Origin of the sequence: Caulobacter radicis (assembly GCF_003094615.1) — a bacterium.
In the GTDB taxonomy this organism is placed as follows: domain Bacteria; phylum Pseudomonadota; class Alphaproteobacteria; order Caulobacterales; family Caulobacteraceae; genus Caulobacter; species Caulobacter radicis.
Genome location: NZ_QDKO01000042.1, coordinates 147,914 through 173,499 on the forward strand (window position 1 = coordinate 147,914; position 25,586 = coordinate 173,499).

16 protein-coding genes are annotated in these 25,586 nt (G+C 65.1%); 6 read left to right on the top strand and 10 right to left on the bottom strand.

The features are described 5' to 3' along the window. From DDF62_RS22635 to DDF62_RS22670, 7 genes are all read right to left on the bottom strand, one after another. Positions 1–1,499 (bottom strand): ABC transporter ATP-binding protein/permease (locus DDF62_RS22635; protein ID WP_133244975.1); only part of this gene is annotated, 1,499 nt, incomplete at its 3' end. Positions 1,500–1,665: 166 nt separating this feature from the next. Next, positions 1,666–3,693, bottom strand: a complete 2,028-nt coding sequence (locus tag DDF62_RS22640; RefSeq protein ID WP_116491226.1) for a M3 family metallopeptidase — start codon at positions 3,691–3,693, stop codon at positions 1,666–1,668. A 42-nt stretch (positions 3,694–3,735) separates the two neighbouring features. Then, positions 3,736–4,728 (bottom strand): thioredoxin-disulfide reductase, encoded by a 993-nt coding sequence (gene trxB, locus DDF62_RS22645; RefSeq protein WP_116491205.1) that lies wholly within the window; start codon positions 4,726–4,728, stop codon positions 3,736–3,738. Beyond that, on the bottom strand, positions 4,725–6,188 hold the full coding sequence (gene tldD / locus DDF62_RS22650; protein ID WP_116491206.1) for a metalloprotease TldD: 1,464 nt from the start codon (positions 6,186–6,188) through the stop codon (positions 4,725–4,727). Before tldD ends, trxB begins: the two co-directional genes overlap by 4 nt. A gap of 25 nt (positions 6,189–6,213) precedes the next feature. Then, entirely contained in the window at positions 6,214–7,617 is a 1,404-nt protein-coding gene (locus tag DDF62_RS22655) for a TldD/PmbA family protein (protein ID WP_116491207.1), read from the bottom strand. Between the two features lie 617 nt (positions 7,618–8,234). After that, on the bottom strand, positions 8,235–9,677 hold the full coding sequence (locus DDF62_RS22660) for an MATE family efflux transporter (RefSeq protein ID WP_165832352.1): 1,443 nt from the start codon (positions 9,675–9,677) through the stop codon (positions 8,235–8,237). A 640-nt stretch (positions 9,678–10,317) separates the two neighbouring features. Further along, the gene (locus DDF62_RS22670) at positions 10,318–12,342 is read right to left on the bottom strand and encodes a right-handed parallel beta-helix repeat-containing protein (protein ID WP_133244976.1); all 2,025 of its coding nucleotides are present in this window, start codon (positions 12,340–12,342) and stop codon (positions 10,318–10,320) included. 1,149 nt (positions 12,343–13,491) lie between these two features. Here DDF62_RS22670 and DDF62_RS22675 point away from each other — a divergent pair. From DDF62_RS22675 to DDF62_RS22690, 5 genes are all read left to right on the top strand, one after another. After that, the gene (locus DDF62_RS22675; protein WP_133244977.1) at positions 13,492–14,037 is read left to right on the top strand and encodes an RNA polymerase sigma factor; all 546 of its coding nucleotides are present in this window, start codon (positions 13,492–13,494) and stop codon (positions 14,035–14,037) included. Positions 14,038–14,119: 82 nt separating this feature from the next. Beyond that, positions 14,120–15,073, top strand: a complete 954-nt coding sequence (locus DDF62_RS22680) for a FecR family protein (RefSeq protein WP_165832353.1) — start codon at positions 14,120–14,122, stop codon at positions 15,071–15,073. 85 nt (positions 15,074–15,158) lie between these two features. After that, the gene (locus DDF62_RS22685; RefSeq protein ID WP_116491212.1) at positions 15,159–18,011 is read left to right on the top strand and encodes a TonB-dependent receptor; all 2,853 of its coding nucleotides are present in this window, start codon (positions 15,159–15,161) and stop codon (positions 18,009–18,011) included. Between the two features lie 62 nt (positions 18,012–18,073). Next, positions 18,074–18,346 carry a hypothetical protein gene (locus DDF62_RS25770; RefSeq protein WP_208866918.1) on the top strand — a complete coding sequence of 91 codons (273 nt, stop codon included), beginning with the start codon at positions 18,074–18,076 and terminating at the stop codon, positions 18,344–18,346. Next, complete coding sequence (locus DDF62_RS22690; protein ID WP_165832355.1) at positions 18,343–19,941, top strand: autotransporter-associated beta strand repeat-containing protein; 1,599 nt, start codon at positions 18,343–18,345, stop codon at positions 19,939–19,941. The genes DDF62_RS25770 and DDF62_RS22690 overlap by 4 nt, the downstream gene beginning before the upstream one ends. A gap of 301 nt (positions 19,942–20,242) precedes the next feature. Here the strand turns inward: DDF62_RS22690 and DDF62_RS22695 are convergent, their stop codons facing one another. Together DDF62_RS22695 and DDF62_RS22700 are read right to left on the bottom strand one after the other, a co-directional pair. After that, a complete protein-coding gene (locus tag DDF62_RS22695; RefSeq protein WP_208866919.1) occupies positions 20,243–22,666 on the bottom strand; it encodes a glycoside hydrolase family 95 protein in 2,424 nt (807 codons plus the stop codon). Positions 22,667–23,128: 462 nt separating this feature from the next. Continuing rightward, complete coding sequence (locus tag DDF62_RS22700; protein ID WP_244286919.1) at positions 23,129–23,884, bottom strand: DUF2306 domain-containing protein; 756 nt, start codon at positions 23,882–23,884, stop codon at positions 23,129–23,131. Positions 23,885–24,090: 206 nt separating this feature from the next. On the opposite strand from DDF62_RS22700, the gene DDF62_RS22705 reads away from it, so the two are divergent. Beyond that, positions 24,091–25,092 (top strand): helix-turn-helix domain-containing protein, encoded by a 1,002-nt coding sequence (locus tag DDF62_RS22705; protein WP_116491214.1) that lies wholly within the window; start codon positions 24,091–24,093, stop codon positions 25,090–25,092. Positions 25,093–25,228: 136 nt separating this feature from the next. Here DDF62_RS22705 and DDF62_RS25775 read toward each other — a convergent pair whose 3' ends face one another. Beyond that, positions 25,229–25,459 carry a hypothetical protein gene (locus DDF62_RS25775; RefSeq protein ID WP_165832356.1) on the bottom strand — a complete coding sequence of 77 codons (231 nt, stop codon included), beginning with the start codon at positions 25,457–25,459 and terminating at the stop codon, positions 25,229–25,231. Between the last annotated feature and the right edge of the window lie 127 nt (positions 25,460–25,586).

The following is a 25,586-nucleotide window of genomic DNA, read 5'->3' on the forward strand; positions in this document are numbered from 1 at the left end:
TGCAGGCGATCGGTCAGGCGCTCCAGGCCAAGCTGTCCCAGCAGATCGATGTAGGCCGCGTCAGCATGGGCGTCGGGCGGGTCGGGATAGGCCATGAGGCCCGCCAGGGTGGCGTCAGGCATGTAGGGCCGCTGGGGCAGGAAGGCGATCTTGGCGTCCTTGGGCAGGCGCACCTGGCCGCCTCCGAACGGCCACAAGCCGGCGATGGCCCGAAGAAGCGTGCTCTTTCCAGCCCCCGAACGCCCCTGGATCAGCAGGCGGTCGCCCCTGGCGATGGTCAGCTCCCCCACCTCGTTCATGACATGCCCGTCGGGAAAGGCGATGCGCAGGCCCTGGGTGCGCACGTCCGCCCGCGCTTCCTCCATGACGTCCAGGTCCGACCGGATCTCCTGGTCGAGCTTTTCCTGAAGCAGGCGAAGACGGGCTGCCGACGAGCGCAGGATCGCCAGTTCGCCATAGTAGGTGGCTATGACGCCCACCCCCATCCGCACCTGCCCGATGGCGACCGCTACCACGGCGATGTCGCCAAACTGGCGCTCGCCGCTGAGCACGAAAGGAGCCAGCAAGAGCGTGGGTGCGACGACCATGACCAGTTCCGGAATGCCGGTGATGAAGCCGATCTTCATCTGCGACCAGGTGAAAGCGCGCCAGTTGATCCGGATCAGATCGAAGGTCGCCGCCAAGCGCTGGCGCTCGATCGCTCCGGCCCGATTGAAGGCGATCGCTTCGGCGTTAAGGCGAACGGCGGCCATCTCCGCCCGGAACTGCGCCTCCAGGTGCTGGCGCACCACTTCGACGCGGGTGAGACTGGAGCCGACCATGTGCGTGAGCACCGTCACCCCGATCCCGAAGGCGAAGGCGAAATAGACGAGCAGGCCCGGGATGGGATGGTGGATCCCCAAGGCCGGTAGGTCCGTCGTCGGCGACAACCGCCAAAGCTGTCCCGAATACAGGAAGATCGAGAAGACCGCGCCGATGAAGTACGGGCCCACGGTCAGGAACCGCTCGGCGAACAGGAAGATGTCTTCCTGAATCCGCTGCTCTGGGTAGTCGAGCGGCGCCTGGCGTTCGAGGTGGAAGAACCGGTTATCGCTCAGCCAGCGGTCGACCAGCCGCGGCGACAGGAATGTCCGAAACCGCATCCGCAACGCCAGGCCCGCCCAAGTTACAACGACGCTTATCGCCAGATTGCCCAGGGTCAGGGCGAGGATCATCCAGACAAGCCCGAGGACGACGCCGCCATTCTTGGCCACCAAGGCATTCGTTAGGTCGGCCATATAGATGGTCGAGCGCATGAAGACGTAGGTTGTGACAAAGGTGGAACCAACGAGGAACCCCATCAACGCGATGGCGGCGACGGGGTCGTGCTTGGCATAGCGTCCCAGCAGGCAAAGGCCGAAACGGACATCAAGCCCAAGCACGCGTCCGCGGCTTTCGGCCGGCCGTTCGGTATGGGCGTCACGACGGGCTGTCGGATCGGAGAGCTGCTGATCTTGCATGTCGCGGCGCGCGCCCAAACTGGCCTAGAGGCTAGGCGTTGAATTCCCCAGCCGCCGGCGTCTTCACGCCGAGGCTTGGTTTGAAAACGAGCGAGCGGCCCTCAAACCACAAAAAGATCCGTGCGACAGCGTCGCACGGATCTCTAAGGAGACGCCGCTTCCGGGATCAGGCGGCCAGTCCGCGGCGCGTCAGAAGCGCCGCGGGATCAGGATCACGCCCGCGGAACGCGCGGAAACTGTCGGCCGCCGGCCGGCTCGCTCCGTGGGCCAGCACTTCACGCCGGAAGAGCTCGGCGGTCGCACGATCCGTCAGGCCCGCCTCCACGAACTTCTGGAAACCATCCGCGGCCAGCACCTCGGCCCACAGATAGCTGTAGTAGCCCGCTGCATAGCCTCCGGCGAAAATATGCGAGAACCCGTGGGGGAACCGATGCCACGCGGGCGGGGTGCTGACCGCCACTTCCTTACGCGCCAGCTCCAGGACCGCCATCGGATCATCGCCTTCCTGCCCCTGGTGCAGAAGCATGTCGAAGAGAGAGAATTCAAGCTGCCGGACCAGCGCCAGCCCGGCCTGGAAGGAGCGCGCCTTGAGCATCTTCTGGAAAAGACTGTCCGGCAGCGGCTCGCCGCTTTCCACGTGACGCGACATGCGCTGGAGCAACCGGTGCTCCCAGGCGAAATCCTCCATCACCTGGCTGGGCAGTTCGACCGCATCCCACTCGAAACCCATAACGCCGGCGATATTGGGCCTGTCCACCTGTGTGAACAGGTGGTGCAGGCAATGCCCGGTCTCGTGCAGCAGGGTGATGATGTCGCCGTGCGACAGCAGCGTTGGCTGATCACGCTGCTTGGCGGCGAAGTTGCAGACCAGATAGGCGACCGGTAGCCTGGAGCCGGTGTCGTCATTCAAGCGCGGCCGAGCCGGAGCCATCCAGGCGCCGCCCCGCTTGCCGGGGCGCGCGTGCAGGTCGGTGTAAAGGCCGGCCAGCAGGCGACCCTGGTCATCGGTGACGTCATAGTAGGCCGCATCGGGCGACCACAGATCGACGCCCGTCCTCTCGACGAGCGAAAGTCCGTAGAGATCGCCAAGCAGGGCGCGCCAGCCGCCTAGCACCTGCTCGACCGGGAAGTAGGCGCGGACCGTCTGCTCCTCGACTGCGAAGCGCGCCACGCGCATGCGCTCGGAGACGAAGCCGTTGTCCCAGGGTTGAAGATCGGATAGGCCAAGGACCTCCGCGGCAAAGGCCTCCATCTCACGACGATCCTGCTCGGCCGCTGGCCTGGCGCGGAGCCCAAGATCGCGCAGGAAGTCGAGCACCTCCTGCGGGTCTGACGCCATCTTGGTGGCTAGCGACCAACTGGCGGCGTTCTCGAAGCCCAGCAACGCCGCGAGCTCCTTGCGGATCTCCAGGATCCGCGCGATCCGGCCACTGTTGTCGAACTGGCCGGCATGCGGCCCCTGGTCGGAGGCGCGAGTGCCGAAGGCGCTGTAGACCCGCTCGCGCAGAGCCCGGTTCTCGCAGAAGGTCAGCACCGCCGAGACGCTCGGATACTGCAGGGTGACCAGCCACCCCTCCAAGCCCTTCTCCTTGGCCGCGCCGGCGAACATCGCTAGGGATGCGGCGGGTACGCCGGCCAGGTCTTCAGCCTGGGTGACGTGTTCGGACCAGGCGTCGGTGGCGTCGAGCAAGGCGTTGCTGAAGTCGATCGAGAGCTGGGACGCCTCGGCCGTCAGGGCCGCGAACCGGGTGCGGCGTTCCTCTGGAAGGCCAACGCCGGCCAGTTCGAACTCGCGCACCAAGGACTTTACGGCGGCGCGGTCGGCTTGCGGACGCCGAGCCATGTCGTCGCCCGCGTGAAGCGTCTTGAGCAGGCCGAACAGTTCGACGTTCTGGCGCACCTTCGTCGTCGCGTTCACCAGGCGCGCTTCGCCGGCGGCGTAAGCCTCGCGGAGCGACGGATCGCTATGCATGGCGTTGAGGTGACTGACCGCCGACCACAGGGCGTCGAGCTGGGCCTCGACACGTTCGAGCGGAATCCATAGGGCGTCGAAAGAGCTCGCCCGCGCCTTGACGAGGTCGGCCACGACAGCCTCGTACCGCGTCAGGCCTTCGGTGAGGGCCGCATCGATGGCTTGCGGCGTCAGCGCCGTGAAGCATGGCAGCGTGAAGGGATCGAGAAGGGTGTTGCTCATGAACATTCCTATGCGGGCCGCGACGTGCGGGGCGCTCCGGGACTAGACAGCGACTTCGCCAGTGAGGACTTCCAGCGTTTCCGCGTCGATCAGAAAGCGTTCGGCTTCCAGCGCCGCCATGCACCCCATGCCCGCCGAGACGACAGCCTGGCGGAAATGACGATCCTGCACGTCGCCGGCTGCGAACACGCCCGGGACACTGGTACGGGTCGATCCGGGCGTGACGACGATGTAGCCGTCCTGATCCATCGCCAGCTGCCCCTTGAAGAGCTCGGTGGCCGGATCATGGCCAATGGCGACGAAGAGGCCGTCGATGTCGAGGCTGCTGCGCGCCCCGGACTTGGTGTCGCCGAGCGCAACGCCGGTCACGGCCCGCCCGTCGCCGAGCACCTCTATGACTTCCGCGTTCCAGATGGGCGTGACCTTGGCGTGGGCCAGAAGGCGCGCCTGATTGGTCTTGTCGGCCCGCAGCGTGTCGCGACGATGGATCAGGTAGACGTGCCTGGCGAAATGGGCCAGGTGCAGCGCCTCCTCTACGGCGGTGTTTCCGCCGCCGACCACCGCCACCACCCGATCGCGGAAGAAGAATCCGTCACAGGTGGCGCAGGCCGAAACGCCTTGTCCGCGATAGGCGACTTCGCTCTCCAGACCCAGCCATCGGGCGTTGGCCCCCGTAGCGATCACCAAGGTGTCGCCGGTGTAGCGGGTCCCCATCTCGCCGCGCGCCACGAACGGCCGCTGGGAAAGATCGACCTCGACGATGAAGTCACTGATCAGCTCGGCGCCGACATGGGCGGCGTGCCTCCCCATGCGCGCCATGAGCTCCGGCCCCTGGACGCTCTTGTCGCCTGGCCAGTTCTCGACATCGGTGGTGATGGTCAGCTGGCCGCCGGGCTGGGGACCTTGGACGAGAAACGGCGAAAGCGCGCTGCGCGCAGCGTAGATCGCCGCAGTGTAGCCCGCGGGCCCCGACCCGATGATCAGGACCTTACTATGCCGCGCGGGCGGCGGCGTGCGTTGGCGCCTGATGCTCATTGCTCGGCGCCTCCGACCACGACCTCATCGATGCGGATGGTCGGCTGGCCCACGCACACCGGCACCATCTGACCGTCCTTGCCGCAAACGCCGTTGCCCAGGCCCAGGTCGTTGCCGATCATAGAAATCTTCTTGAGCGTCTCGTTGCCCACGCCGATCAGGGTAGCGCCCTCGACCGGGGCTGTGATCTTGCCGTCCTCGATCAGGTAGGCGTGATCGGCCGAGAAGTTGAACTGGCCCGAGGTGATGTCCACTGTGCCGCCGCTGAAGTCGACCGCATAGATGCCGCTCTTCACCGAGGCGATGATTTCTTCGGGATCGTGGTCGCCTGCTTCGAGGAAGGTATTGGTCATGCGGGTCATCGGCAGGTGGGCATACGACTGCCGACGGCCGTTGCCCGTCATCCTGTCGTTCATGAGCCGAGCACTGATCTTGTCCTGCATCAGGCCGACGAGCTTGCCGTCCTCGATCAGCAGGGTGCGCTGGCCCGCGACGCCCTCGTCGTCGACGTTGAGAGAGCCGCGAGCCTGGGCCACTGTGGCGTCGTCATAGACGTTGACGCCGGGGGCGGCGATGCGCTCGCCCATCAGGCCGTTGAAGACCGAGGTGCGCTTGCGGTGGAAGTCGCCTTCGAGGCCGTGGCCCACCGCTTCGTGCAGCAGCACGCCCGGGAAGCCCGGGCCGAGGACGACGGTCATCTCGCCAGCTGGCGCGGGTTTGGCCTCGAGGTTGGTCAGGGCCACCGACGTGGCCTTTCTCACCATCTTGAGCAGACGCTCGTCGTCGAACTCTTCGAGCGTGAAGCGTCCGCCGGCGTTGCCCGACCCGGACGAGCGACGATTGTTGCTCTCGGCCAGCACGGTGAGATCCAGGCGCACCAAGGGACGCACGTCGCCGGCCAGGGTGGAGTCCGTCGCCGCAGTGAGAATGGTGGTGTCCTCGACGGAAAGACCGGCGCTGACCTCGATGATCCTGGGGTCGACGGACCGCGCCAGCTCGTCCAGGCGGCGAAGGAGCGCCACCTTGCGAACCGTGTCGAAGCCGCCGGCCGCCTCGAGGGTGGAATAGGCGGCCGCGTCGGAGGAAATCGCCTGGACCGAAACGTCGCGCCCGCCATCGACGGCTGCGTCCTGGCCGTGCAGTTGCATGCCGCGAGCCGCCCGCGTCACCGCGTCGATGGCCTTGGCGCTGATATCACTGGAATAGGCGAAGGCCGAATTCTCGCCGCTCACCGAGCGGGCGCCTACGCCTTGCGAGATGTTGAAGGCCGCGCGGGCGACTTTTCCACGCTCGAGCACCCAGCTGTCGCGGGTCGTCACTTCGAAATAGAGGTCGGCATAGTCCACGCCGCGGCCCCAGAGGTCGCCAAGACCTTGCTCGACCTTGGAGAGGCTAAGGGCGTTGGCCGCGAGCAGGGAATTCTCGGCGCGAGCCAGGCGATCGGTTGCGGTCAAAGGCATTGTGTTCACTTTCATGATCGGTCGATCACCGGCCGGCGATCTGCATGTCGGGCAGGAGGATCGAACCGGTGCGCACTGCGCCTTCGCGGTGGACGTCCGCCCCCACGGCGCTGATCGACTTCAGCATCTCCTGCAGATTTCCAGCGACGGTGAAGCCCTGGACCGGGCCGGTCACCACGCCGTTTTCGACCCAGAATCCCGCCGCGGCGCGCGAATAGGCCCCAGTGACAGGATTGACGCCGCCGCCCATGAAGCGTGTCAGCCAAAGGCCCGTCCCGAGCTTGCGCAGCATCGCCCCCAGATGATCGCCAGGCTCAGTCCGTGTGCTCGCGAGGGTTAGGTTACGGTTGCCGCCAGCGTTCCCGGTTGAGACCATGGACAGCTTGCGCGCCATGCGCGTGTCGAGGAAGAGACCCGCGACCAAGCCTTGTCGAACGATGTCGCGCCGCGCACCCGCAACGCCCTCGTTGTCGAAGGTCGTGCTGGCCAGGCCGAAAGGCTCGAAAGGGTCCTCGACCACCGAGAGGTGCTCGGCGCAGATGGCTTGGCCCAGGGCGTCGGGCAGGAAGGTCATGCGGCGAAACTGCGCCGAGCCCATGAGCTGGCCGCACATCTCGCGGACAAGGCTGGAGGCGACCGTAGCGTCGACCAGGACGGGCGCCTTGCGTGTGCTCAGTTCACTGGCCCCGAGGCTCTCCAGGGCTCGCTCTGCGGCGCGACGTCCAACCGAAGCGCTGGATTCAAGGCCCTCCAGCCGTCGGTCCACCGACATCCAGCTGCTTTGCTTCATCTCGCCGCCGCGCTCGGCGATGGTCTGGCACCAGCGCTGCTGGATTGACGCGCTCCCCGTCCGGCAGAAGCCCTGGCTGGTGGCCATCGCGAAGCGCTGGTCCTGGCTTGCGGCGCCGGCGTCGGTCACGCGCACACGGTCCTTGTTCGCCGTTTGAAGGGCGCCGGCCTCCAGTTCCAGAGCGGCCGCCACCAGGTCCGCGGCGCTATGGTTCGATGGCGCGAACATGGGCACGGCCGGCGTGTCCCAGGCCAGGTCGGCGCGGTCGGCCAGACCAGCATCCTCGTCCGGCTCGAGCTGGCGCGCCATGGACAGGGCCTGTTCCACCGCCCGGTCGATCGCGTCAGTGCTCAGTGCCTCGGTCGACGCGGTCCCGGTGCGGCCGTTCTCATAGATCGTGATCCGCAGCGTCTGCCCGCCGTCGCGGATGGCCTTTTCGACCGCGCCATTGGTGACGGTGATGTTGATGCCGCCGGTTTCGTGCACCATCGCCAACGCTTCGCCCGCCCCGAGTTTGCCGCTCCTGTCGATGGCGTAGGACACTGCGCGCGTCAGATCGGCCTCACTCTGGAGAAGGTAGTCCTCGCTCTGGCTCGAAGGGGCGCTTTCGGTCTGACGTTGCGGGCTGATGGCGCTCATGTGGGTTTCCTTGCGCAGGTCTTCGGGATTGACGTCGGGACGTCGTTGCCGCGCTTTTCACTTGGCCCGTAATCTAGGGCTCCCCGCGGTCGACGGTTGTTCGGGCGAGCCCGGCTTTTTGCCTCACAGTGCAAATGCGCCCATGCTTCGGAGGGAGGCTCTCTGGTGATCGAGCGCGGCCAGACCAATGCGACCAACTCGCCCTTCTGGAACCTGCCCAAACCCTCAGTCTTGATCTTGAGGGGTCTGTCGCGGTCGCCGCCGTGGCGCCGCAAGCCGAGATCGAGGCCATTTCAGCAAGCGTCACACCGCAGATCCTGACCAAGGACGGGCATTTCGACCCATGGATCCCGAGCCCGTCTCAAGCGGCCGGCGGCGTTGAATGGTACGACTTGACGCCGAAGCCGGGCGGACCACGAGGTCCGACCAGCACGCCCGTGGCGCGACGGGGCCCCTGACGGTCCGGGACGGCGAGATATCGGTAGTATTCGGCGATCCGGGGATGACGACCATCGCCGCAACCACGACCTGCTACGGCGCCGACCCGGCGCGCAGCCTGCGCAACGGCGACTCCAGAGCCGCGCGACGTGAGGTGCGCCCGCGGACGGTCGGAGACGTCAGGCCGTCACGCCGTCCTCGACCTGAAGGGCCAAATGCTTTTCGACCTGTTCTTCCTCACGTCGGCGAATATGTCGCCGCTGCGCCTCTAGCTTGTATAGCCCGGCCGCCATGAGCCAAGTCGCAAACTGTCCTGCCGTCAGGCTCAGCCAGAGGGCGTTGGCGCCAATTATCGGGTAGCCGCTGTAGGCGCAGCCCAGCCGGACGCCGAAGAGAGCAAGGCAGGAGATCAGCAGCGGACGGACGACCACGCCGTCCGCGCGCAGGCTGGCGAACAGGGTGGAGCTCATGGCGAAAAAGCAGAACCCGATTGAGGTCATCCAGATGATGTGCTTGGCCAGCGGAATGATCGGGCTGGCCTGGCCAACAAAGAGGCCGATCAATTGTCCGCCGATGGTGTGAAGCGTGACAACGCAGCCAAGCGTTAGAATCAGGCTGGCCACAACGCCGTGGCGAACGATTTCCTTCACCCGAGGCCAGTCGCGAGCCCCGATCGCCTGGGCCGAAAGCGTACTGACTCCAGCCGAAACCGCCATCGCCGGCAACTGCAGGTAGCCCCACAGTTGCTGGGCCACGCCGTAAGCGGCGGCTGTCGCGACCCCCTCGCGATTTACCAGGCGAAGTATGGTCATGGCGGCAACCGTCATGACGATCATCTGCAGCCCCATCGGCAAACCCTTGCAGAAGATATCCCAAAGCAGGCGTGGGTCGGGCAGAAGGCAGCCTATTTCGCGCCCCCGCAGGCGAATGGCCAGATCGCGCCAATAAATCCAGGCGCAGATCGCCAGAAGGGTCACATAGTTGGCCAGGGCCAAGGCCAGGGCCGCGCCACCCACACCTAGCCTGGGCAGTGGACCAAGACCCAGGATGAGAAGCGGATTGAGGACGACGTCGACGGCCACTGTCGCGATCGTGAACCACATGGGCGAGATGGAGTCGCCACAACCTCGCAAGCCCATCAGGAGCAGGCTCGCCAGCAAGGCTCCAGGCGCGCCGATGAAGGTAAAGCGCAGATAGACTTCCGCCAGCGGTTCAGCGCCCGCGGGCGTCCCCAGAACGCGCAGGATGGTCGGCGTCGCCATCCACCCTAAGACCGCCACGGCGATGGAAATGGCCGCGAAGGCCCCAAACCCCGTGCCCATGATCCGACGCGCTTGGCCAAGGTCACCGGCGCCGACCGCCCGTCCCACAAGGATTGTGGCCGACATGCCGGCGCCAAACGCCAGAGCCATCATCAGGAACGACACCATGTTGCCGTTGATGGTCGCGGCCAAGGCTTCTTCGCCCAGAAAACGGCCGACCCAGATCGAATTGACCGATCCGCCAAGCGACTGCAGCACGGAGGAGGCGAGGGTTGGCAGGGCGAATGAAAACAGCGTCGCTCCCACCGGTCCCTGTGTGAGATCGCGCACGCCGCGGTGAAGGTTTGTCGTCGTCGCCACGTCCGCAGCTCCAAGCCTGAGATGGCGGGACCACGGATTGCGACAGGAACGCGCGATCGTACGTCGTTGCGCGGACGTCGACGGGTCGGCTCGATCTTGATCGCGGCGTAGCGCGCCTGATGAAGCCACTACCCAAACTGAAGATCTGCTGCTTGCCCCCGCGGCCCCAGGTTTTAGCCTGACGATGCAGTCGACATTTCCTGCTTGAAAGGCTGCATGCAAGGGTGCCCCCCCTGCCCGCCCGATACGCCTGCTCAACAAGGCCCGTTCGCGCCAGGCGACCTGCGCAACCGGCGGCTATCGCCTAAAAACTGATAGGTCGAACGGGCCAACTCGTGGTCGACCGTCAGAAACTCAATCCCCGCGCGGGGATGAACTCCAGGACGCTCTCCGCTTCCAGAACACGCAGGGCGTCGCGGAAGGGCTGGATCGGAAGGTCTAGCAAGCCCGACAGTCAATCTGCGCCAACGTCGGCCCAGTTTGGATGCGGCGATCAAGGCGCCGCCAAGAGTGCGCGACAGGCAAGCTCGCCCATCCAAGGGAGGGTGTGCGATCGCGGCCGGCGTCTTCCTTGCGCGTCTTGCGCATAACGACGGATAGCCAGTTCGACCCCGGGCCAAAACGCACAAGGATACCGCGATCATCGGCTTTCTTCAGCGCCTTCCGGTCTCACGCCGGCCTTTTGGATGACCTTCTTGGCTTCCTCTGGCCAATCACCGACAACGGCATGATCGTTCTCGACCCGGTTGTTCTGGAAATCCGTCCATTGTCCCCAAAGCTCGCCGCCCCGATGCCAGTTGCCGATCGCGAGGTTGTCGATTGTGATGCGTTCGAAGGGCCGCTCGTTCACCGTGTTCGCGTTGAGCCATGAGCCGGCGCCGTCGACGACGTTCTCTCGCACGGTCACATAGCGGCTGCCTTCGTCGAGATAGAGACCAATCTGCTTGTTGATGTCATAGACGTGGTTCCAGGCGATCAAGGCGCCGGGATCGGCGGAAAGGTGGTAGATCGCGCCCCCGTCGCGGAATACGCGTTTGACATCATGAACCTTGTTCCAGGCCACGACCGCGCCCCTTAGGATGGTGGGCTGGTCATAGGGCTTCTGGTCGTCGGCGTCGTAGGTGCCGAAGCGATGGTAGCGCGCGACCCCGCCTTCGTCCCACATACCCCAGCCCCACCCGACGTCGATCCCGTCATAGGGGCCGCCCGATACGTCGTTGTGAACGATGCTCACGCGATCGACATAGGTCGCCAGCACGCCCGCGGAGCCTTGATAGCTCTGGCCGAAATCCTCGATACGATTGTCGCTGATCGTGACGAGGCGATTGGCATGGGTGGGCGAGGGCGGGTGATGCGCTTCGGCGCGGATCCCGCCTACGGCGATCGCGGCCGCCCCAAGGTCGCGGAACACATTGCGCGTCACGTCGATCGACTGGGCCCCCAAGCCGACACCGGAGATGTTGGCGCCGGCGTCGTTGCCGATGCCCAAGGCGTTTGATCCCAGATGCAGGAAGCGGTTGCCCGAGAAGGTCACGCGGGTCGCGGCCGCGACCTGGACGGCCGCCGGCATGAACGACCAGCGGCTTCTGACGGCCTCGAACGCGGGGCAGCCAAAGGAGCAGGTCTCGGTCGGATTTTCGGGATAGTTCGGGATTTCCTCGGCCATGTAGGCGCCGGTCTGTTGATCGGCGTAGCCGATCGGCGAGGACGGACCCATCCAGCTCGAATAGGCGAAGGTCAGACCCTTGAACACAAGATCGGCGACGGGCCGCTCGGGTGAGCCCGCGATGCTGACCAGCACGCCCACGCGCGGCAACTCGACGCGAGCTGCAGCCATTTCCTCGCCGTGGCGAGGGCGGTAGTAGAGCTTGCCCTTCAGGGGATCCAGGTACCATTCGCCCGGCTCGTCGAGGAAGGCGAGCGCGTTCGAAATGAACAGCTTGGCTTCCTTGCCGGCGAACGACCGTGAGATGGTGTCAAAGCCGATAAGGTTGTTGCGCCAGCCCGGCTGCTGCATCTTGATGCTGCTGGTCGAAATCTGATCCACCGTGGCGAAACGGTAGGTCCACCATCCCGAGGCTTCGATCTCGATGCGATTTTGTCCTGGGAGCCCAGCCAGGGCGGAGAGCGCCGGATCCTTGAAAGTCAGCCCGTCGGGCGTGACGGTGACCTGATCATAGTCAAGTTTGCGGATCGCCCGCGTCGCCAGACGTTCATTGACCCAGAGCTGGCGGGTGTCGAGCCCTTTGGGCACGTCGGCGACCCAGATGTCGGTATTGTCTGGACTGCGCTTCCAGCCGGTGACCTGGATGGCGCCCGAAACCACGGGATGAGCCCCGGGGGCGGCGCGCCAAGTCACCGGGATACGATTGCGTCCGCCGTCGGCGGCGGTGAAGGTCAGCGGCTTCTCGATACGCCAGGTTCCCTCCGCCAGCTCCACGACGATCTCTCCGTCGCGCGGGGCCTGGCGCGTCGCCATCTGAGCCCGTTCCAGCGTTCGAAACGGACGAGATGCAGCGCCCGTCCCGCCGTCGTCTCCATTGGGCGAAACATGGAATATGAGGGGCGGACGTCGCACGTCCGGCTTGTAGCTCTGCGCCAGAGCCTCGCCGGACAACAAGCCCGACGCGATGAGAACGGCCATTGTGCGAGTGAAAGAAACCATCGTCGCTCCTTAAAACTTGAGATTCCGTGCTCGCGCGACGGTTCGCCTTGCGTTGATAGGGATCGGCCTCGCAAGGCGCGCTGGGCGCCTTGGGCAGCGCAACGGGAAGCGCCCGCGTTTGGGAACTCGAGCGTGGCGCCTCTGCCTCCTCGGCCCATCGGCGATGGGACCCTCGTGACGGCGGCGCCGTTTAAATCCCCCTGCGCCAGCGCGTGCTCGGCCGCACGCGAGATTGGGGAGGCGACGGCAGATTCCACGTCAACCCGGCGCGACGACCGCGGTCGGCCGGAGCACGCAGACAGAAGCGGATGAGGAACTCATCGCTCCTTCACGATCTGTTATCGTAATTGATATCTCAGAATTTGAGATAGCTCATTGCAAAATCGCTTGTCAATATTTCATTCACGCCGTGCCCGCGCCTACTCCCGACACGAGCGCCTTTTGGACCTCGCTGGTTCTTGGATCGTCGCATCCGTGATGGCATTGCTCGCGCCTGTGCGAGCCCCCGCTCAACGCCCGGGGTCCAGGCTCCGGAAGGGAGGGCCCAAATGGCCATGCTTGCCCCCATACTTGCAGAGACCGATATTGGCATCCGAACTCTGTTCGGGGCGCTGAGCGATGCTCCAGCGTCCTGCCGTTTTCAATATGTGCGCTCGCCAGCGCGACAAATCATCGTCTCCGACCGCGCGCTTCGCCGAGAGGCCTCTCCAGCGGTGGAGGCCCGTCCGCTGGAGGCGCAAGTCAAGCGGTCCTGCGCAAACCGCCGACCCGAACGGCCTGCTGTTTTCTGAAGTCGACAGCGAAGTGACCAAGCCTCGCTCGCCGGATCTTCGGCCAGCGTATCCGGAAGGACACCGATTGAGCATCGGACATAGCCGCGTGAGAACGACACGATCACGGTCGTGGCCCAGCCAATGAACGCACTCAAGATGTATGGTGCGTCAGCATCCTTGGTGCTGCTCATCCAGTGCATGAACCGAGTAGATTTACGACGATCCATAGGGTCCTTGGTCGCTTGCCTTCCCAAGCACACGCAACGAATTCGTCGAGAAACCGTCGCGCGATCGACACGAGCCGCCTCTAGCGACCTCCAATCCCGTAAGAACGGTGGCTGCCGTGTCGCACCTTCGCCCGATCGATCGATGGTTCATGGCGCAGGTCCTGCCGCTCGAACCCTTGCTGCTCGCTTCAGCGCGCCGCCTCGTTGACGACCCCGACGCCGCCCGCGATCTCGTGCAGGAGGCGTTCGCAAAGGTGCTATCCATGGAGGGATGGGCGACGATCGAGAAGCCGCACGCCTATCTGCTCCGGACGATGCGCAACCTATCGATCGAGCACCTTCGTCGCCTTCGCATCCTGCGCTTCGAACAGCTAGCGCTGGTTGACGGCTTCGACATCGCCGACGAGGCGCCAGACGCCTTCCGTATTTTGTCGGGTCAAGAGCAGATGGCGCGATTGAAGGCGGCGATACAAATACTCCCCGAACGTTGCCGGGTGGTCTTCGTGCTGCAGCGTTTCGAGGAGAAGTCGCCAAGAGATATCGCCCGCCAATTGGGCGTCAGCCTTTCGACCCTGGAGAAGAGACTGGCGCGGGCGCACTATCTTCTGGCGCGAACCTTAGCTCCGAACGCGGCGGAGGACACCAAGCAGCCGGCTCAGTCGACCGTCAAAGCGCCAATGCGACTCGCCCGGTAAATCGGCGCGCCGCGTTTCAGTTATGGTGGTAGTTCCGCTCCCAACCGTCTTGACGGGAGCATCGACGAAGACGAGCCGAGGATTGACCAGAGAACGCCTTTCATCCCGCGATCGGGGCGATGACTACTTGCTGCAACAGGCAGCCGAGTGGCTGGCGCGCCTGGACCTTGGCACGGCGGATCTGGATGAGTTCGCTCGCTGGCGAGATGCAGAACCTCGCCATGCCTTGGCTTTCTTAAGGGTGACAACCGCCGCGGACGCCGCCACCAAGATCGGTCACACGCCGCCAGTTCAAGTTGGCCCCAGAGCGCTGTCACGGCGCTCCGCCATCGCCGCCATGATGCTTGGAACGCTCGCCCTCGGCGGGGGCGTCATGGTGACTGAGCGGGTAAATGCGCGTGAGCGCTCGCGCACGTCGGTTGGCCAAACCCGGAGTGTAAACCTAGCGGGCGTTGGCACGGTTCTACTGAACACCGACAGCGTCGTCTCTTGGCAAGCCAACAAAGTCCGTGTGAGAGTTTGGCTCGAGCAAGGCGAGATCGCCCTTGTGCTGACAGAGGGTGCCCCGGAATTTCACCTGTTCGGCGGGAATGGCGAGGTCCGCCTTCTGCCAGGGCAATACAATGCGCGGCTGAAAGGCAAGGCGCTAGACCTGATGGTTTTGCGCGGCGGTGTCGTATCGACGCGAGCGGCCGGCATCGCGCAGACTGCGGCGCCGCGCAGCATTCTCTATACCGGAGGAAACGATCAGCCGCTGACCCGCACGGCGTCGGCGGAGGCGGTGGCGACGGCCCTGGCATGGCGCGACGGCGAAATCCTATTCATCGACGAGCCGCTTTCCACGGCCATTGAAGAGTACAATCGCTACCTCGTTCGCAAGATCCTGATTGTCGACCCGCAGTTGGGCGGAATTCGCGTCGGCGGGCGCTTCACCACCAAGGACCCGGCAACGTTCCTGACGGCGATCCACACGACCCTCGACATCGATGTCGTAGCGACCGACGCCAATATTCTGCTGACCCGAAAAACAAATTGAGCGCCGACTTGGCGGCGGCGGCGCGATTTTCCGTCCTTTGAGCGTGGGGGCGCCGCCGGCGTCCAGCCCCGGGGGACCCTCGATCATGATCCGTGGACTATTCACGCCCACGCCGCTTGTCGTGGCGCTCTTTGCCTCGTCCACCGCCATGGCCGCGCCGAGCCTAGCGGTTGCGGCCGAACGCCCATTCAACATTCCGGCACAGACAACCGCCGCCGCGCTAACGACGTTCGCACGGCAGGCGGGCGTGCAGATTTTCTTCCCCAGCCAAGCCATCGCTGGGATCCGGTCTCCAGCCGTCACCGGCGTCATGGAGCCGCGAGTCGCGCTGGATCGATTGATCGTCGGCACCGGCCTGATCGTCGCCGCCGACGACGGACGCACCGTGATGCTGCGCCAAAGCCAAGCCATGCGTCACACCGACAGCGACGCGGCGACCGCGCTTGAGGACGTCATCGTCACCGCCGGTCCCCGCGCCGCGTCGATGAAGCGAGAGAGCGACACGGTCGTTAACACCATCACGGCCCTGGAAATCCAACGCCTGCCCAATCTGAACGTCTCAGATGTCCTCGCCCGCTTGCCCGGCGTGCGACGCAACGAAACCCAGAGCGGCGAAAACCGCTACGTGCAGATCCGGGGCCTGGGCCACACCGCCGCCTCGCAGTCGATCGACGGCGTGCTACTCACCACCTATGTCGACGGTTCGCGCGCGCCGTCGACCGAGTTGCTGCCGGCAAATTTCATCAAGAACGTGACGGTCACCTCGACGGTCACACCGGATCTGGACGAAAGCTCAAACTCCGCCCACGTCGCCCTGACCACGATCAGCGGCCTGGACAACCATGGCCAGCATGTCCTCGACCTTCGAGGCTTCGTCGGCGCCAACTCACGCAGTGACGGCCTGATGGACACCCGGCAGCCGATCCGCCTGGCGGGACGGTGGCAGGGCGGGCTCGACAAGGATGGCCGTTTCGGCCTGGTCGTCGGCGCCAGTCTGGACAGGCTCGGCTCGCGCTCGGACGCGGTATCGCTGGCCGGTTTCAGGCAGATCGACGGGATCAGCGTCCCCAATGGGGCCCTGACCAAGGGCCAGACCTATAGCGCAGCCCAGCGAGTGTCCGCGATGGCGCGGCTCGATGCCAGGCCATTCGACCGGCTGTCGACGTTTGCCGAATACTTCTACTTCAGCCACAACTTCTCTACCGACCTGCGCACCGCAGCGGCCTCGGTGGCCGCGCCATCGGTCGTCGCGCCCTCCGAGCACAGCGGAAAATTCGGCTCTGCGGCCGTCAACTACGGCTTCAACCAGGGCAGCCGAAACCTGCGCGCCCACATCGTCCAGGTCGGCGCAGACTACGACCTTGGCGCCAAGGACGCGGTGTCGTTCCGCGCCGGGGTCACGTTCAATCAGATCACCGCCGCTTCGCTGGCGAACAGCGGCTTCGCCTTGGGGTCCACAACCTTGGCGACGCCGCTGGGCTACGCCTTCGGCGACGACAGCCTGTCGTTCACGCCGGGTTCAAGCCCGACGACCGCCAACCCCGCCAACTACCGCCTGACCCGCAAGGTGACGGTCAGCGATCCTCTCATGCGCGACCAAAACTACTTCGTCCGCGCCGACTATAGCCACAACATCAGCCAGGGAGACCGCGGCCTGGGCTGGAAACTGGGCGCCCAGTTCAAGACGCTTGACCGTAGCAACCTCCAGCGCGGATACGCCCGGGTTATTGGCGCGGCCCACCCCATCGCGCTGTCGGAGGTGAGCAGCGCTTCCAGCGTCGATCTGTTCTCACCCACAAGTTGGAACAAAGCCGCCTTCCTGACACTGCTCAAGGCCCGCGGCGCACCCTCGCCCGACGCCAACCGTCTCTATGCCGCAGACCCGGCCGACGGTTACGGTCAGAACTTCAACGGCGCCGAGCAGATCGGCGTTGGTTACGGCATTCTATCCTACGGACTTGGTCGGGCCCGCGCCTCGGTCGGCCTGCGAGCGGCCCACACCCATCGCGATCTGGACCAGTATGAGCCCGACAGGATCGGTCAGTACAGACTGGCGCACTATGAACAGAACTACTGGCATGTTCTGCCCAGTGCGTATGGCTCGTTCGATGTCACATCGAGCCTGAAGCTGCGCGCGGCCTTCACGCAGACGATCGAGCGGCCGGTAATCAAAAGCGCCTCGCGCCGATTGATGACGAGTTATGAGGTGCCGGTCACCCGATCGATGAGCTACAGCGACCCATATCTCATGCCGATCCGCTCGACCAATTTCGACGCCTCGGCGGAATACTACTACGGTCGCAACGCCTATGTTTCTCTGGGTGCTTTCGCCAAGGACCTGAGCCACATACCCGCGACGAGCAGCACCCAGACCATGGGCTCCGACGGCGTGCGCGAGATCGTCACCTATACGAGCAATGTCACCGAGGTGAACGGCAAGTCGGTCTATGGGCGCGTGCGCGGCCTCGAAGCGGTCTGGTCCGCTCCTGTCCTGCCCTATGTGCCAGAACGCCTTGGCACGCTGGGCCTGAATATCTCGTACGACTACCTCGTCTATCGGTTCACGGCGATCAACGGCGGCGGCGGCGTCGCGCCAACCGATACGCGTCTGGTCGACGGCGCTCCGCGCCACTTCTTCAACACGTCGCTATCGTACAACAAGGGGCCTGCGGCCGCGAACCTGTTCCTGCAAATACAGTCATCGGCGCCGTCTCTCAGCTACAATCCGATCGACGACAGACGCATCTCCTACGGCGCCTTGCTGGACCTTCAGGCCAGCTACCAGATCAACGACAACATGCGGCTTCTCGTCGAGGCCCGCAATCTGCTCGATCAGGACATCACCGATCGTTACGGGATCACCGACTTCGGCCCGGCCCATCAGATTCGTAACAACGGCCGCACCCTGTGGCTCGGCGTCCAATTGACGACCTTCTAGGCCGTCTGGAGGCGAAGCGCCCCTCTTCGGCACCACGACGCGCGCCACTCAACGGAAGGACCATGATGTTCCAGTGTATGACGGCAGCCCTCGCCCCGGTGTCCAACGTGCCCTTCCCGGCGGCCGGGATGGCAGGAGGAACCAGACTCGCAGGCTCGCAAGACGACAATCTGAGCTACGCCGTCAACGAGCGGCCGACCAGTGTCTTGTCTGGAGACAATCTTGCGCGGTCCTCGCGCGCAGCGGACAGCCTGCCCGCCAACGGCGCCAAGGTCGCTGGCGAAACTCGCGCCAACGGAAGGACGCTGCCGCTCAGCGCGCCGATCAAGCTTTGAGCCGCGCCTTCAAGTGGGCCGTGGTGGTCGCCGGATGTCTGGCGACCACCACCACGGCCGCGCAGGAACCCGCTCCGCAGACCCATATCGCGGCCATCGACACGCTTCCGGCCGCTACGTTTCGGGAAAATCTCGCCCAAGCCATCCGAATTCATCGCCAGGCGGATCCCGAGCGCGTGTCGCGCGCCGTCTATGACGCATTTCACCCGGTAGGCTATGGGGGCCTGGGGCCTCGCGGCGCATTGATCTTGGACGAGGCGCGGCAAGATCCGCAAACCCAGGCGGGCGATGTCCTGAACGCGATCGGGGTCATCGGTGGAAGCACGATCGGCGGCCAGAGCGAAGCGGCCAAGCGCCATTTCGCGATCACCAACGCCTATGGCCGGGCCTACGCCGCCGCGCCGGACGGGGTGGTGCTGGAGAACAATCCCCGCCCCTGGCAAGTGAGCCCGTTGATCCGGCGCGATCCTCGTCTGGGAGCGAACTATTCATTGGGATCACCTGCCTATCCGAGCGGACATACGACGGATGCCTATGCCCAATCGCTACTGCTCGCGATGATCTTCCCCGAGCGCGCCCAGCAGATTCTGGCGCGGGCGGCAGAGTATGGCGACGAGAGAGTCGTCCTCGGCGTCCATTATCCGCTCGACGTCGTCGCAGGACGCATCCTCGCCACGTCAGCGCTCGTGCGGCTCATGATCGAGCAGCCAAGGTCATTGGGCGTGGCGCAATCCCGCAGCTTGACGGAGGCGGCTATCGTTCTGCGCGCCGAGTTGGCGCGGGGATGCGGGCAGGGGGACCTCAGCTGTCAAGGCGGACCGCCCGCGTCATATGCCGAGGTCGTGCGCGACCGCGCTGCGTATCGTGCCTGGTTGACCTACGGCATGACGCCAGTCGCCGCCACCGATCGGCCCGCCGTGGCGCCGCCCGGCGCCGAGATTCTGCTCGCCACCCGCTTTCCCTATCTCGACGCCGAGCAGCGGCGCGAAGTTCTGGCGACGACCGAGATTGCGTCGGGCCATCCGCTGGATGACGGCTCGGGCTATGCTCGCCTGGACCTCTTCGCCGCGTTCGGCGGTTATGGCGCCTTTCGTGGCGACGTCAGCGTCCGCATGAATTCGGCAGAAGGGCCGATCGCCGCCAACGACGTGTTCAGCAACGACATCCACGGCCCGGGCGGCCTCAACAAGCTTGGCGACGGCACGCTGGTTCTGGCGGGGACAAACGACTTCACCGGCGGCCTCACGATCCAAGGCGGCAGTATCAAAGCCCATGCCGGTGGGCTGGGGCGCGGTCCGATCCAAAACGAGGCGACGCTGATGCTCGACGCGCCAGTCGATGCGCGGATCGACATCCCGATCACCGGCGGCGGGCGCATCGTCAAAACCGGGCCAGGCACGCTGGAACTGACGGCGGTCTCCGGGTTTCGAGGCGCAATCGAGGTAAGGACAGGGATTTTGATCATACGCTGCGCGTCGCCCGCGGGGCCAGTCGCGCGCCATGTGCCGGCCTATGCGATGGTTCGGTCGGTTGACGGCTCATGCCCGACCAGGATGACGACGCCTCAGGCGTCCGGCGGCGAGCTCCGCCGTTAATGGGGTGTCAGAGCCGGCAATCCGCCGGCTGGGAAAAGCACAACGCCAAAGCACCACGCCCCCGTGTGCGCTCCCTTGTCGCCTGGCGGTTGCCGACACGGCTTCGCACTTGCCCCGATGAGCCTGCCTCACCTCCGCTCCCCCGCGCATTGGAGCGTTTCGGTCATTTTCGGCTAGCCCGCAGACGTTCCTAACCCGAAAGGCCACCTCTAGCGTGACGACGCTTTGGCCCGGCCCATGGCTCCCCTAGGCCGGGCGCAGGAACAAATCAATCTACCCTCCGCCGCGTTCCAGCCCCAGCTCACGCGATACCTTTCCAGCGATAGAGGCCCGTCCGCTGCAGGCGCACATCGAGCATCGCCTCGTTCAGTCGAAGTCGAACAGCCTGTCCTGGCCGACCGCGCAAAACCAAAGATCGCAACCTGCCCTTTTCCCAGGCCATATCCAGGGTCAGGCCCGCCCTTGCGCGCATGCCTGTGATCGCCCCATTCGGCCAGGCGGCTGGCAAGCTGGGCAACAAGCGAAGCTCTCCGCCCCACGACTGGACAAGCATTTCCAGGATGGCCGCGGCCCCGCCGAAGTTGCCGTCGATCTGGAACGGCGGGTGGGCGTCGAACAGGTTCGGATAGGTGCGCCGAGGACCGAGCAGTCCTTTGAGGATGCGATGGGCATGATCGCCCTCGCCCATGCGCGCCCAAAGGCACGCGCGCCAGGCCGTGCCCCAACCGGTCGTCAGATCGCCCCTCTTGGCCAGCGTGACCTTGGCCGCCGCGATCAGTTCCGGCGTGTCGCGCACGTTGATCTGGTCGCTTGGATAGACCGCGTACAGATGCGACACGTGACGGTGATGCTGATCGGGTGCGGCGTCGTCCCAGTCCTCGAGCCACTCCTGCAACTGGCCGGAACGGCCGATGCGATCGGGCGCCAGCCGCGCGCGGACAGCCCCAAGCCTGTCGACGAGGCCGGCGTCCCGGCCCAGCAGACCGGCGGCCGTAGCCGTGTGCGAAAAGAGATCACGCACGATCTGCCGGTCCATGGCCGGTCCCGCGCAAACCGCCGAGCCGAATGGGTGGTTGTTCTCAGGTGAAATCGACGGCGAGGTGACCAGGCCTCGCCCGCCGGGATCTTCGACCAGCGTATCCAGGAAGAATTCGCTGGCGCCCTTGAGCAAAGGATAGAGCCGCTCGAGAACGGCAGGATCACGGCCATAGTCCCAGTGGGTCCACAGGGTGTTGCACAACCAGGCGCCGCCACACGGCCACAGGCCCGCGAACGGCCCGTCTATCGGCGCGCTGGCGCGCCACAGATCGGTATTGTGATGCGCCACCCAACCCCGTGCGCCGTACATGACCGCCGCGGTGCGCGCGCCGGTGACCGAGAGCTCTTCGACCATCCGCAGGAGCGGCTCGACACAATCGCCCAGGCCAACCGGATCGGCGGGCCAGTAGTTCATCTCGGTATTGATGTTGATGGTATACTTGCTGCCCCAGGGCGGATTGACGCCCTCGTTCCAGATGCCCTGAAGATTGGCCGGCTGGCCGCCTGGCCGCGACGAGGCGATAAGGAGATAGCGGGCGTATCTGACATAGAGCGCGGCCAGCGCCGGATCGTCCGAAGATTCGGCCCGCGCTATGCGTTCATCGGTGGCCAGATCGGCAGAGCCTGTATGGCCAAGGTCGAGGCCAAAGCCGTCGAACAGCACCCGGTGGCTGGCCACATGGTCGCGCCGCAACGCGGCATAGGATTTACGGGCCGCGGAGGCCAGGCGCGTCCTGACCACGGCGACGGGATCGCCGCTGACGTCGCGGTAGTTCACGTAGCTGGTGGCCGCGGCGATCAACAGGCTGACCGAACGGGCGTTGCGCACTCTTAGGCCAGACGCGGAGGTCTCCACCTCGCCGCCATCCACAACGGCCTGAACGCCCAGGGCATAGGACAAGCCTGCGGGCACTCCGGGTCCCGGCTCGTTGCGGCCTGTAAAGATGATCGCCGCGGGTCCAAGCACCGAGGCGGCGACGTCGGGACCCGGCTGCCCGACCGCCTCGCGTTCAAGCCAATCGACCTTGGACGAAGCGCGGGTTTCTGTCGCCGGACCCGCGTAGTCTGGCGAGGGGTAGTCGACCTTGCGCGGCGCCCGATGGTTGAGGGTGAAATCGAGGCTATCGCCTGTCGACTCCAGCCGCAGTACAATCACCTTGTCGGACGCCGAGGCGAAGACCTCACGGCGGTGATCGCCGTACCGTATGCTCGCCGTCGCGGACGCAAGATCGAGTTGACGAACATAGTCGCCCGGCGCGCTCGCGCCGGCGAACGTCAAGAGAAGGTCGCCAAGCGATCCGTAGGACATCTGCCACAACGGCGTGGCCATCATGTGCGCTTCAGCCAACTTATAGGCCTCGTCGAAGCGCCCTTCGGCCAAAAGGGTTCGCACGCGCGGCAGGGCCGCGCGAGCCTGTGGGTTGACCGGGTCGTAGGGCGCCCCGGCCCAAAGGGTGCTCTCGTTGAGTTGCAGGCGCTCCTGGCCCACCCTACCAAACACCATCGCCCCGATCTGTCCATTGCCGATCGGGAGGGCCTCGTTCCAGGTCGCGGCCGGCCTGCGATACCAGAGATCGGCGGCCAGGGGAGCGGGAGAGGCGGAAGCCGACGCGGACGGCGCTATCGCCAAGCCGGCCGGCGCGGCCAAGATGCTGCGGCGGGTGACAGGGCCAAAAAAGGATTTCAAGGCGCGACCTCCAGTTTTGATAGCGCTGTCGATCTCGGCCCCCGGCGGGCGAGCCGGCAAAGCCGAAAACACATGGACAACCGAGTGCTCCGAGCCTCAGCCGGGACGGCAAGGCAGTTTCGGAAGCCCCCAACGCTGCGCTCTACAGCCTAGCGGAGAAACTCACGCCAATCATATCCGAAACGTCATGCATATATAAAATAAGACCGAGACGACGGAGGAACCGACGAGCCGCTCATCGTATGGAAGCGCCGCTGCAGCGGCCCTGACGGAGGCTCGAGAGCGGCGCCGCCGATTTGGTCTCCGCCAGGTTCAGGGGCCAGGGCTGAGAAGAGGCGAACGTGGCTTCCACGTCGTCGCCGCTCCCGCTCACATTCCTCGGGCTACTCGCCGCCCCCAGTTTCGCCGCCGCCGATGATGCCGCTCCCCGAATGCTTAGTCCAGCCGGCAGTACGATCTCGGTCACGTCATGTAAGGCCCCCACATGAAGGCGACGGCGCCGGCCACGCCTCCCGCGGTGACGACCGTCATCGCGATCAGCAGAGTCGCAGCGCGATGTTTGACCACGGACTTGGCGCTGCATTGGGCGTGAAAATAGACCTCAAGCACCGCCAATGGGATCAGATAGGAACCAAATTGAAGCAGGATATCCGCGGGGCCCGATAGCTTGCGGTTCATGCCAATGCCTCCGCCGGACACAATCACCCAGGCCATGATCGCCACACGCAGGAACCAGACGCCGTTGACCACGAGGAAGGCGCGCATCGCCCAGCGACGGTGGGCCTCGAGTTTCCGCGCGACCGCCAATCGCCACGCCATGGCGGCGAAGACCAGGATAAGCACGCCATTGATGGAAACCGACACGGCGGAGATGGGCGAGAGATACGTGCCCCGAACCCAGGTCAGCCAGAGGCCGCCTACGGCCATCGCGCAAGCGATGACGAAGAACAGCCTTCCATTCCAGCGATGCAGCGCGGACGCCCGCCGGCGGATCGTCGGAAGGAGCTGAAGAAGCCCCCCCAGCGTCACAACCGCAGCCAGCAGCACATGGACCGCAAACATGAGGTTGCCCAGGTGATCGCCGGAAACGTAGCCCCTGATGATCGGCTTCTCGTTCCATCCGGCCAGATCGCCGGTCACGGTCTTACGGCCATAGTGGGCGATGATCATCCAGATGAAGGCGCCCTGCCCCGCCGCCGCCACCAGGAACCACGCCACGCCTGCCCGCCGTAGAAGGGTTTCATCCGGCGAAGCCGTGACCGATGGGTTTGCAAGTTCTGTTGTCGTCACGTCCCTTTTGCTCCTAGCGTGTTGCTGACGGCCATGGCGTGCGGGATTTCGCGAAGACGATCTCGCCGATTTGGAAATCGGCTAGGGATTTGGGAGCCTGATTGTGAGGGTTCGGTCGGGGGAAAAGCAGTTCGATGAGCGCTGAAGGCTTGGTCACGACGCCACGCCTCGGCGGCGGCGCAGACGATATCTATCTGTATGGCGGGCTCTTCGCCGGGGCGGTGGGGGCGTTTTGCCTGACCCAAATCATCGGGCGCCAGTTCGGTCTCGTCTCAGACCTCGTCGCCATTGCTGGCGACGCGACTTGCGGGTGGTCGTGGCTGTTGGTTCGCGCGCTCTTCCAATCCGACAAGCCCCGGCGGGCGGCGTGGCCCCTGGTGCTAGTGTTGGTCCTGGTGGCGTCCGGAGCCGTTCTGCGCCTGTCCGGCGGCAGCGCCGACACTTTGCCTCGCATGGTGGAGAACTTGGGCGAGCTGGTCAGTTCCGCCCTCCTCCTACTGGCCGCCATCGACCCCCTAAGGGGCCTGAACGCGCATATGCGCCAGGGCGAGCGACGCTTTCGCATGGTCTTTTCGGCCGGCTATGTCGCGTTGCTGGCCATCGCCGTCCTCTGGGTGGACGGCGCGCCGAGCGGCGGGGCGATGGCCCCATGGAAAATGGCGATCAAGTCCGCATGCGCAGCGTGCGCTTTGCTGGGGATGGCGTTCGCCATCTGGTATCGCCATCGTCATCCCTTCCCGGCGCCCTGCATGGACCGGCGACGCGAAAAAACGGCGGACGCACACGGCTTGGCGGCGCCTCTTCGGAAACTCATGGCGCAAGAGGCCCTCTACACCCGGCAGAGCCTTAAGGTCGCGGACGTGGCCCGTCGCCTGGGCGCGCCCGAATACAAAGTCACCCAGTGCGTCACGGGCTCCCTAGGCTTTCGCAACTTCAACCATATGGCCAACTACTTCCGCGTCGAGGAGGCCAAACGGCAATTGGCAGATTGCGCCTACGCTCACCTTCCCATTCTCACGATCGCTTACGATTGCGGGTTTGGCTCGATCGGCCCCTTCAATAGGGCTTTCAAGGCGGAGACGGGCCTCACGCCCCAGCAATTTCGCAAAACGTCTTCACCGCCCAGCAAACTCTAGCGCCCTAACCGCCTATTTCCGTTCCGGAAGCAGGGTGCGCATCGTTGGAAGCCTCGGGCTGAACTCCGCTGGCGAGGCGTTCTCGGTCAGAGTGAAAGAATACTTCGTTCGCTGGATCTCGGCCTTGGCTCATTGTCTAGAAGTGGGAGGGGCTCCCTCTCATTCCAGAGTGGAGGTAGCGGGTGTCGTTCCATCGCTGGCTGCGGATGCGCTGGGCCTCGGCCTGGCCAGGACCATTCAGGACGGTGTTCCAGGCCTTGCCGCCGCCCACGGTCCAGCCGCGCCGCGGGTCGTTGGGGTCGGGCAGGTCGGGCGCGCTGGCCGGCGAATAGTCGCCCATCAGCAATGCGGATTCATTAGCGGTCATGCGCTCGCTCCAATGCGGGCCTGACTCAGAACTCTTCCCAGCTATCGAGCGTCGGCGCCGCTGAGCCCCGGACCAGCATCGGGGCGCGGGTCATTGGGCGCGTCTTTTTGATCGCGCCGGGACGCTC

Coding starts and splice junctions, on each gene's coding strand:
- DDF62_RS22640 (WP_116491226.1), bottom strand. CDS start 3,693: ATGAGCAACACCCTTCTCGATCCCTTCACGCTGCCATGCTTCACGGCG.
- trxB (WP_116491205.1), bottom strand. CDS start 4,728: ATGAGCATCAGGCGCCAACGCACGCCGCCGCCCGCGCGGCATAGTAAG.
- tldD (WP_116491206.1), bottom strand. CDS start 6,188: ATGCCTTTGACCGCAACCGATCGCCTGGCTCGCGCCGAGAATTCCCTG.
- DDF62_RS22655 (WP_116491207.1), bottom strand. CDS start 7,617: ATGAGCGCCATCAGCCCGCAACGTCAGACCGAAAGCGCCCCTTCGAGC.
- DDF62_RS22670 (WP_133244976.1), bottom strand. CDS start 12,342: ATGGTTTCTTTCACTCGCACAATGGCCGTTCTCATCGCGTCGGGCTTG.
- DDF62_RS22675 (WP_133244977.1), top strand. CDS start 13,492: ATGGCGCAGGTCCTGCCGCTCGAACCCTTGCTGCTCGCTTCAGCGCGC.
- DDF62_RS22685 (WP_116491212.1), top strand. CDS start 15,159: ATGATCCGTGGACTATTCACGCCCACGCCGCTTGTCGTGGCGCTCTTT.
- DDF62_RS25770 (WP_208866918.1), top strand. CDS start 18,074: ATGATGTTCCAGTGTATGACGGCAGCCCTCGCCCCGGTGTCCAACGTG.
- DDF62_RS22705 (WP_116491214.1), top strand. CDS start 24,091: ATGAGCGCTGAAGGCTTGGTCACGACGCCACGCCTCGGCGGCGGCGCA.
- DDF62_RS25775 (WP_165832356.1), bottom strand. CDS start 25,459: ATGACCGCTAATGAATCCGCATTGCTGATGGGCGACTATTCGCCGGCC.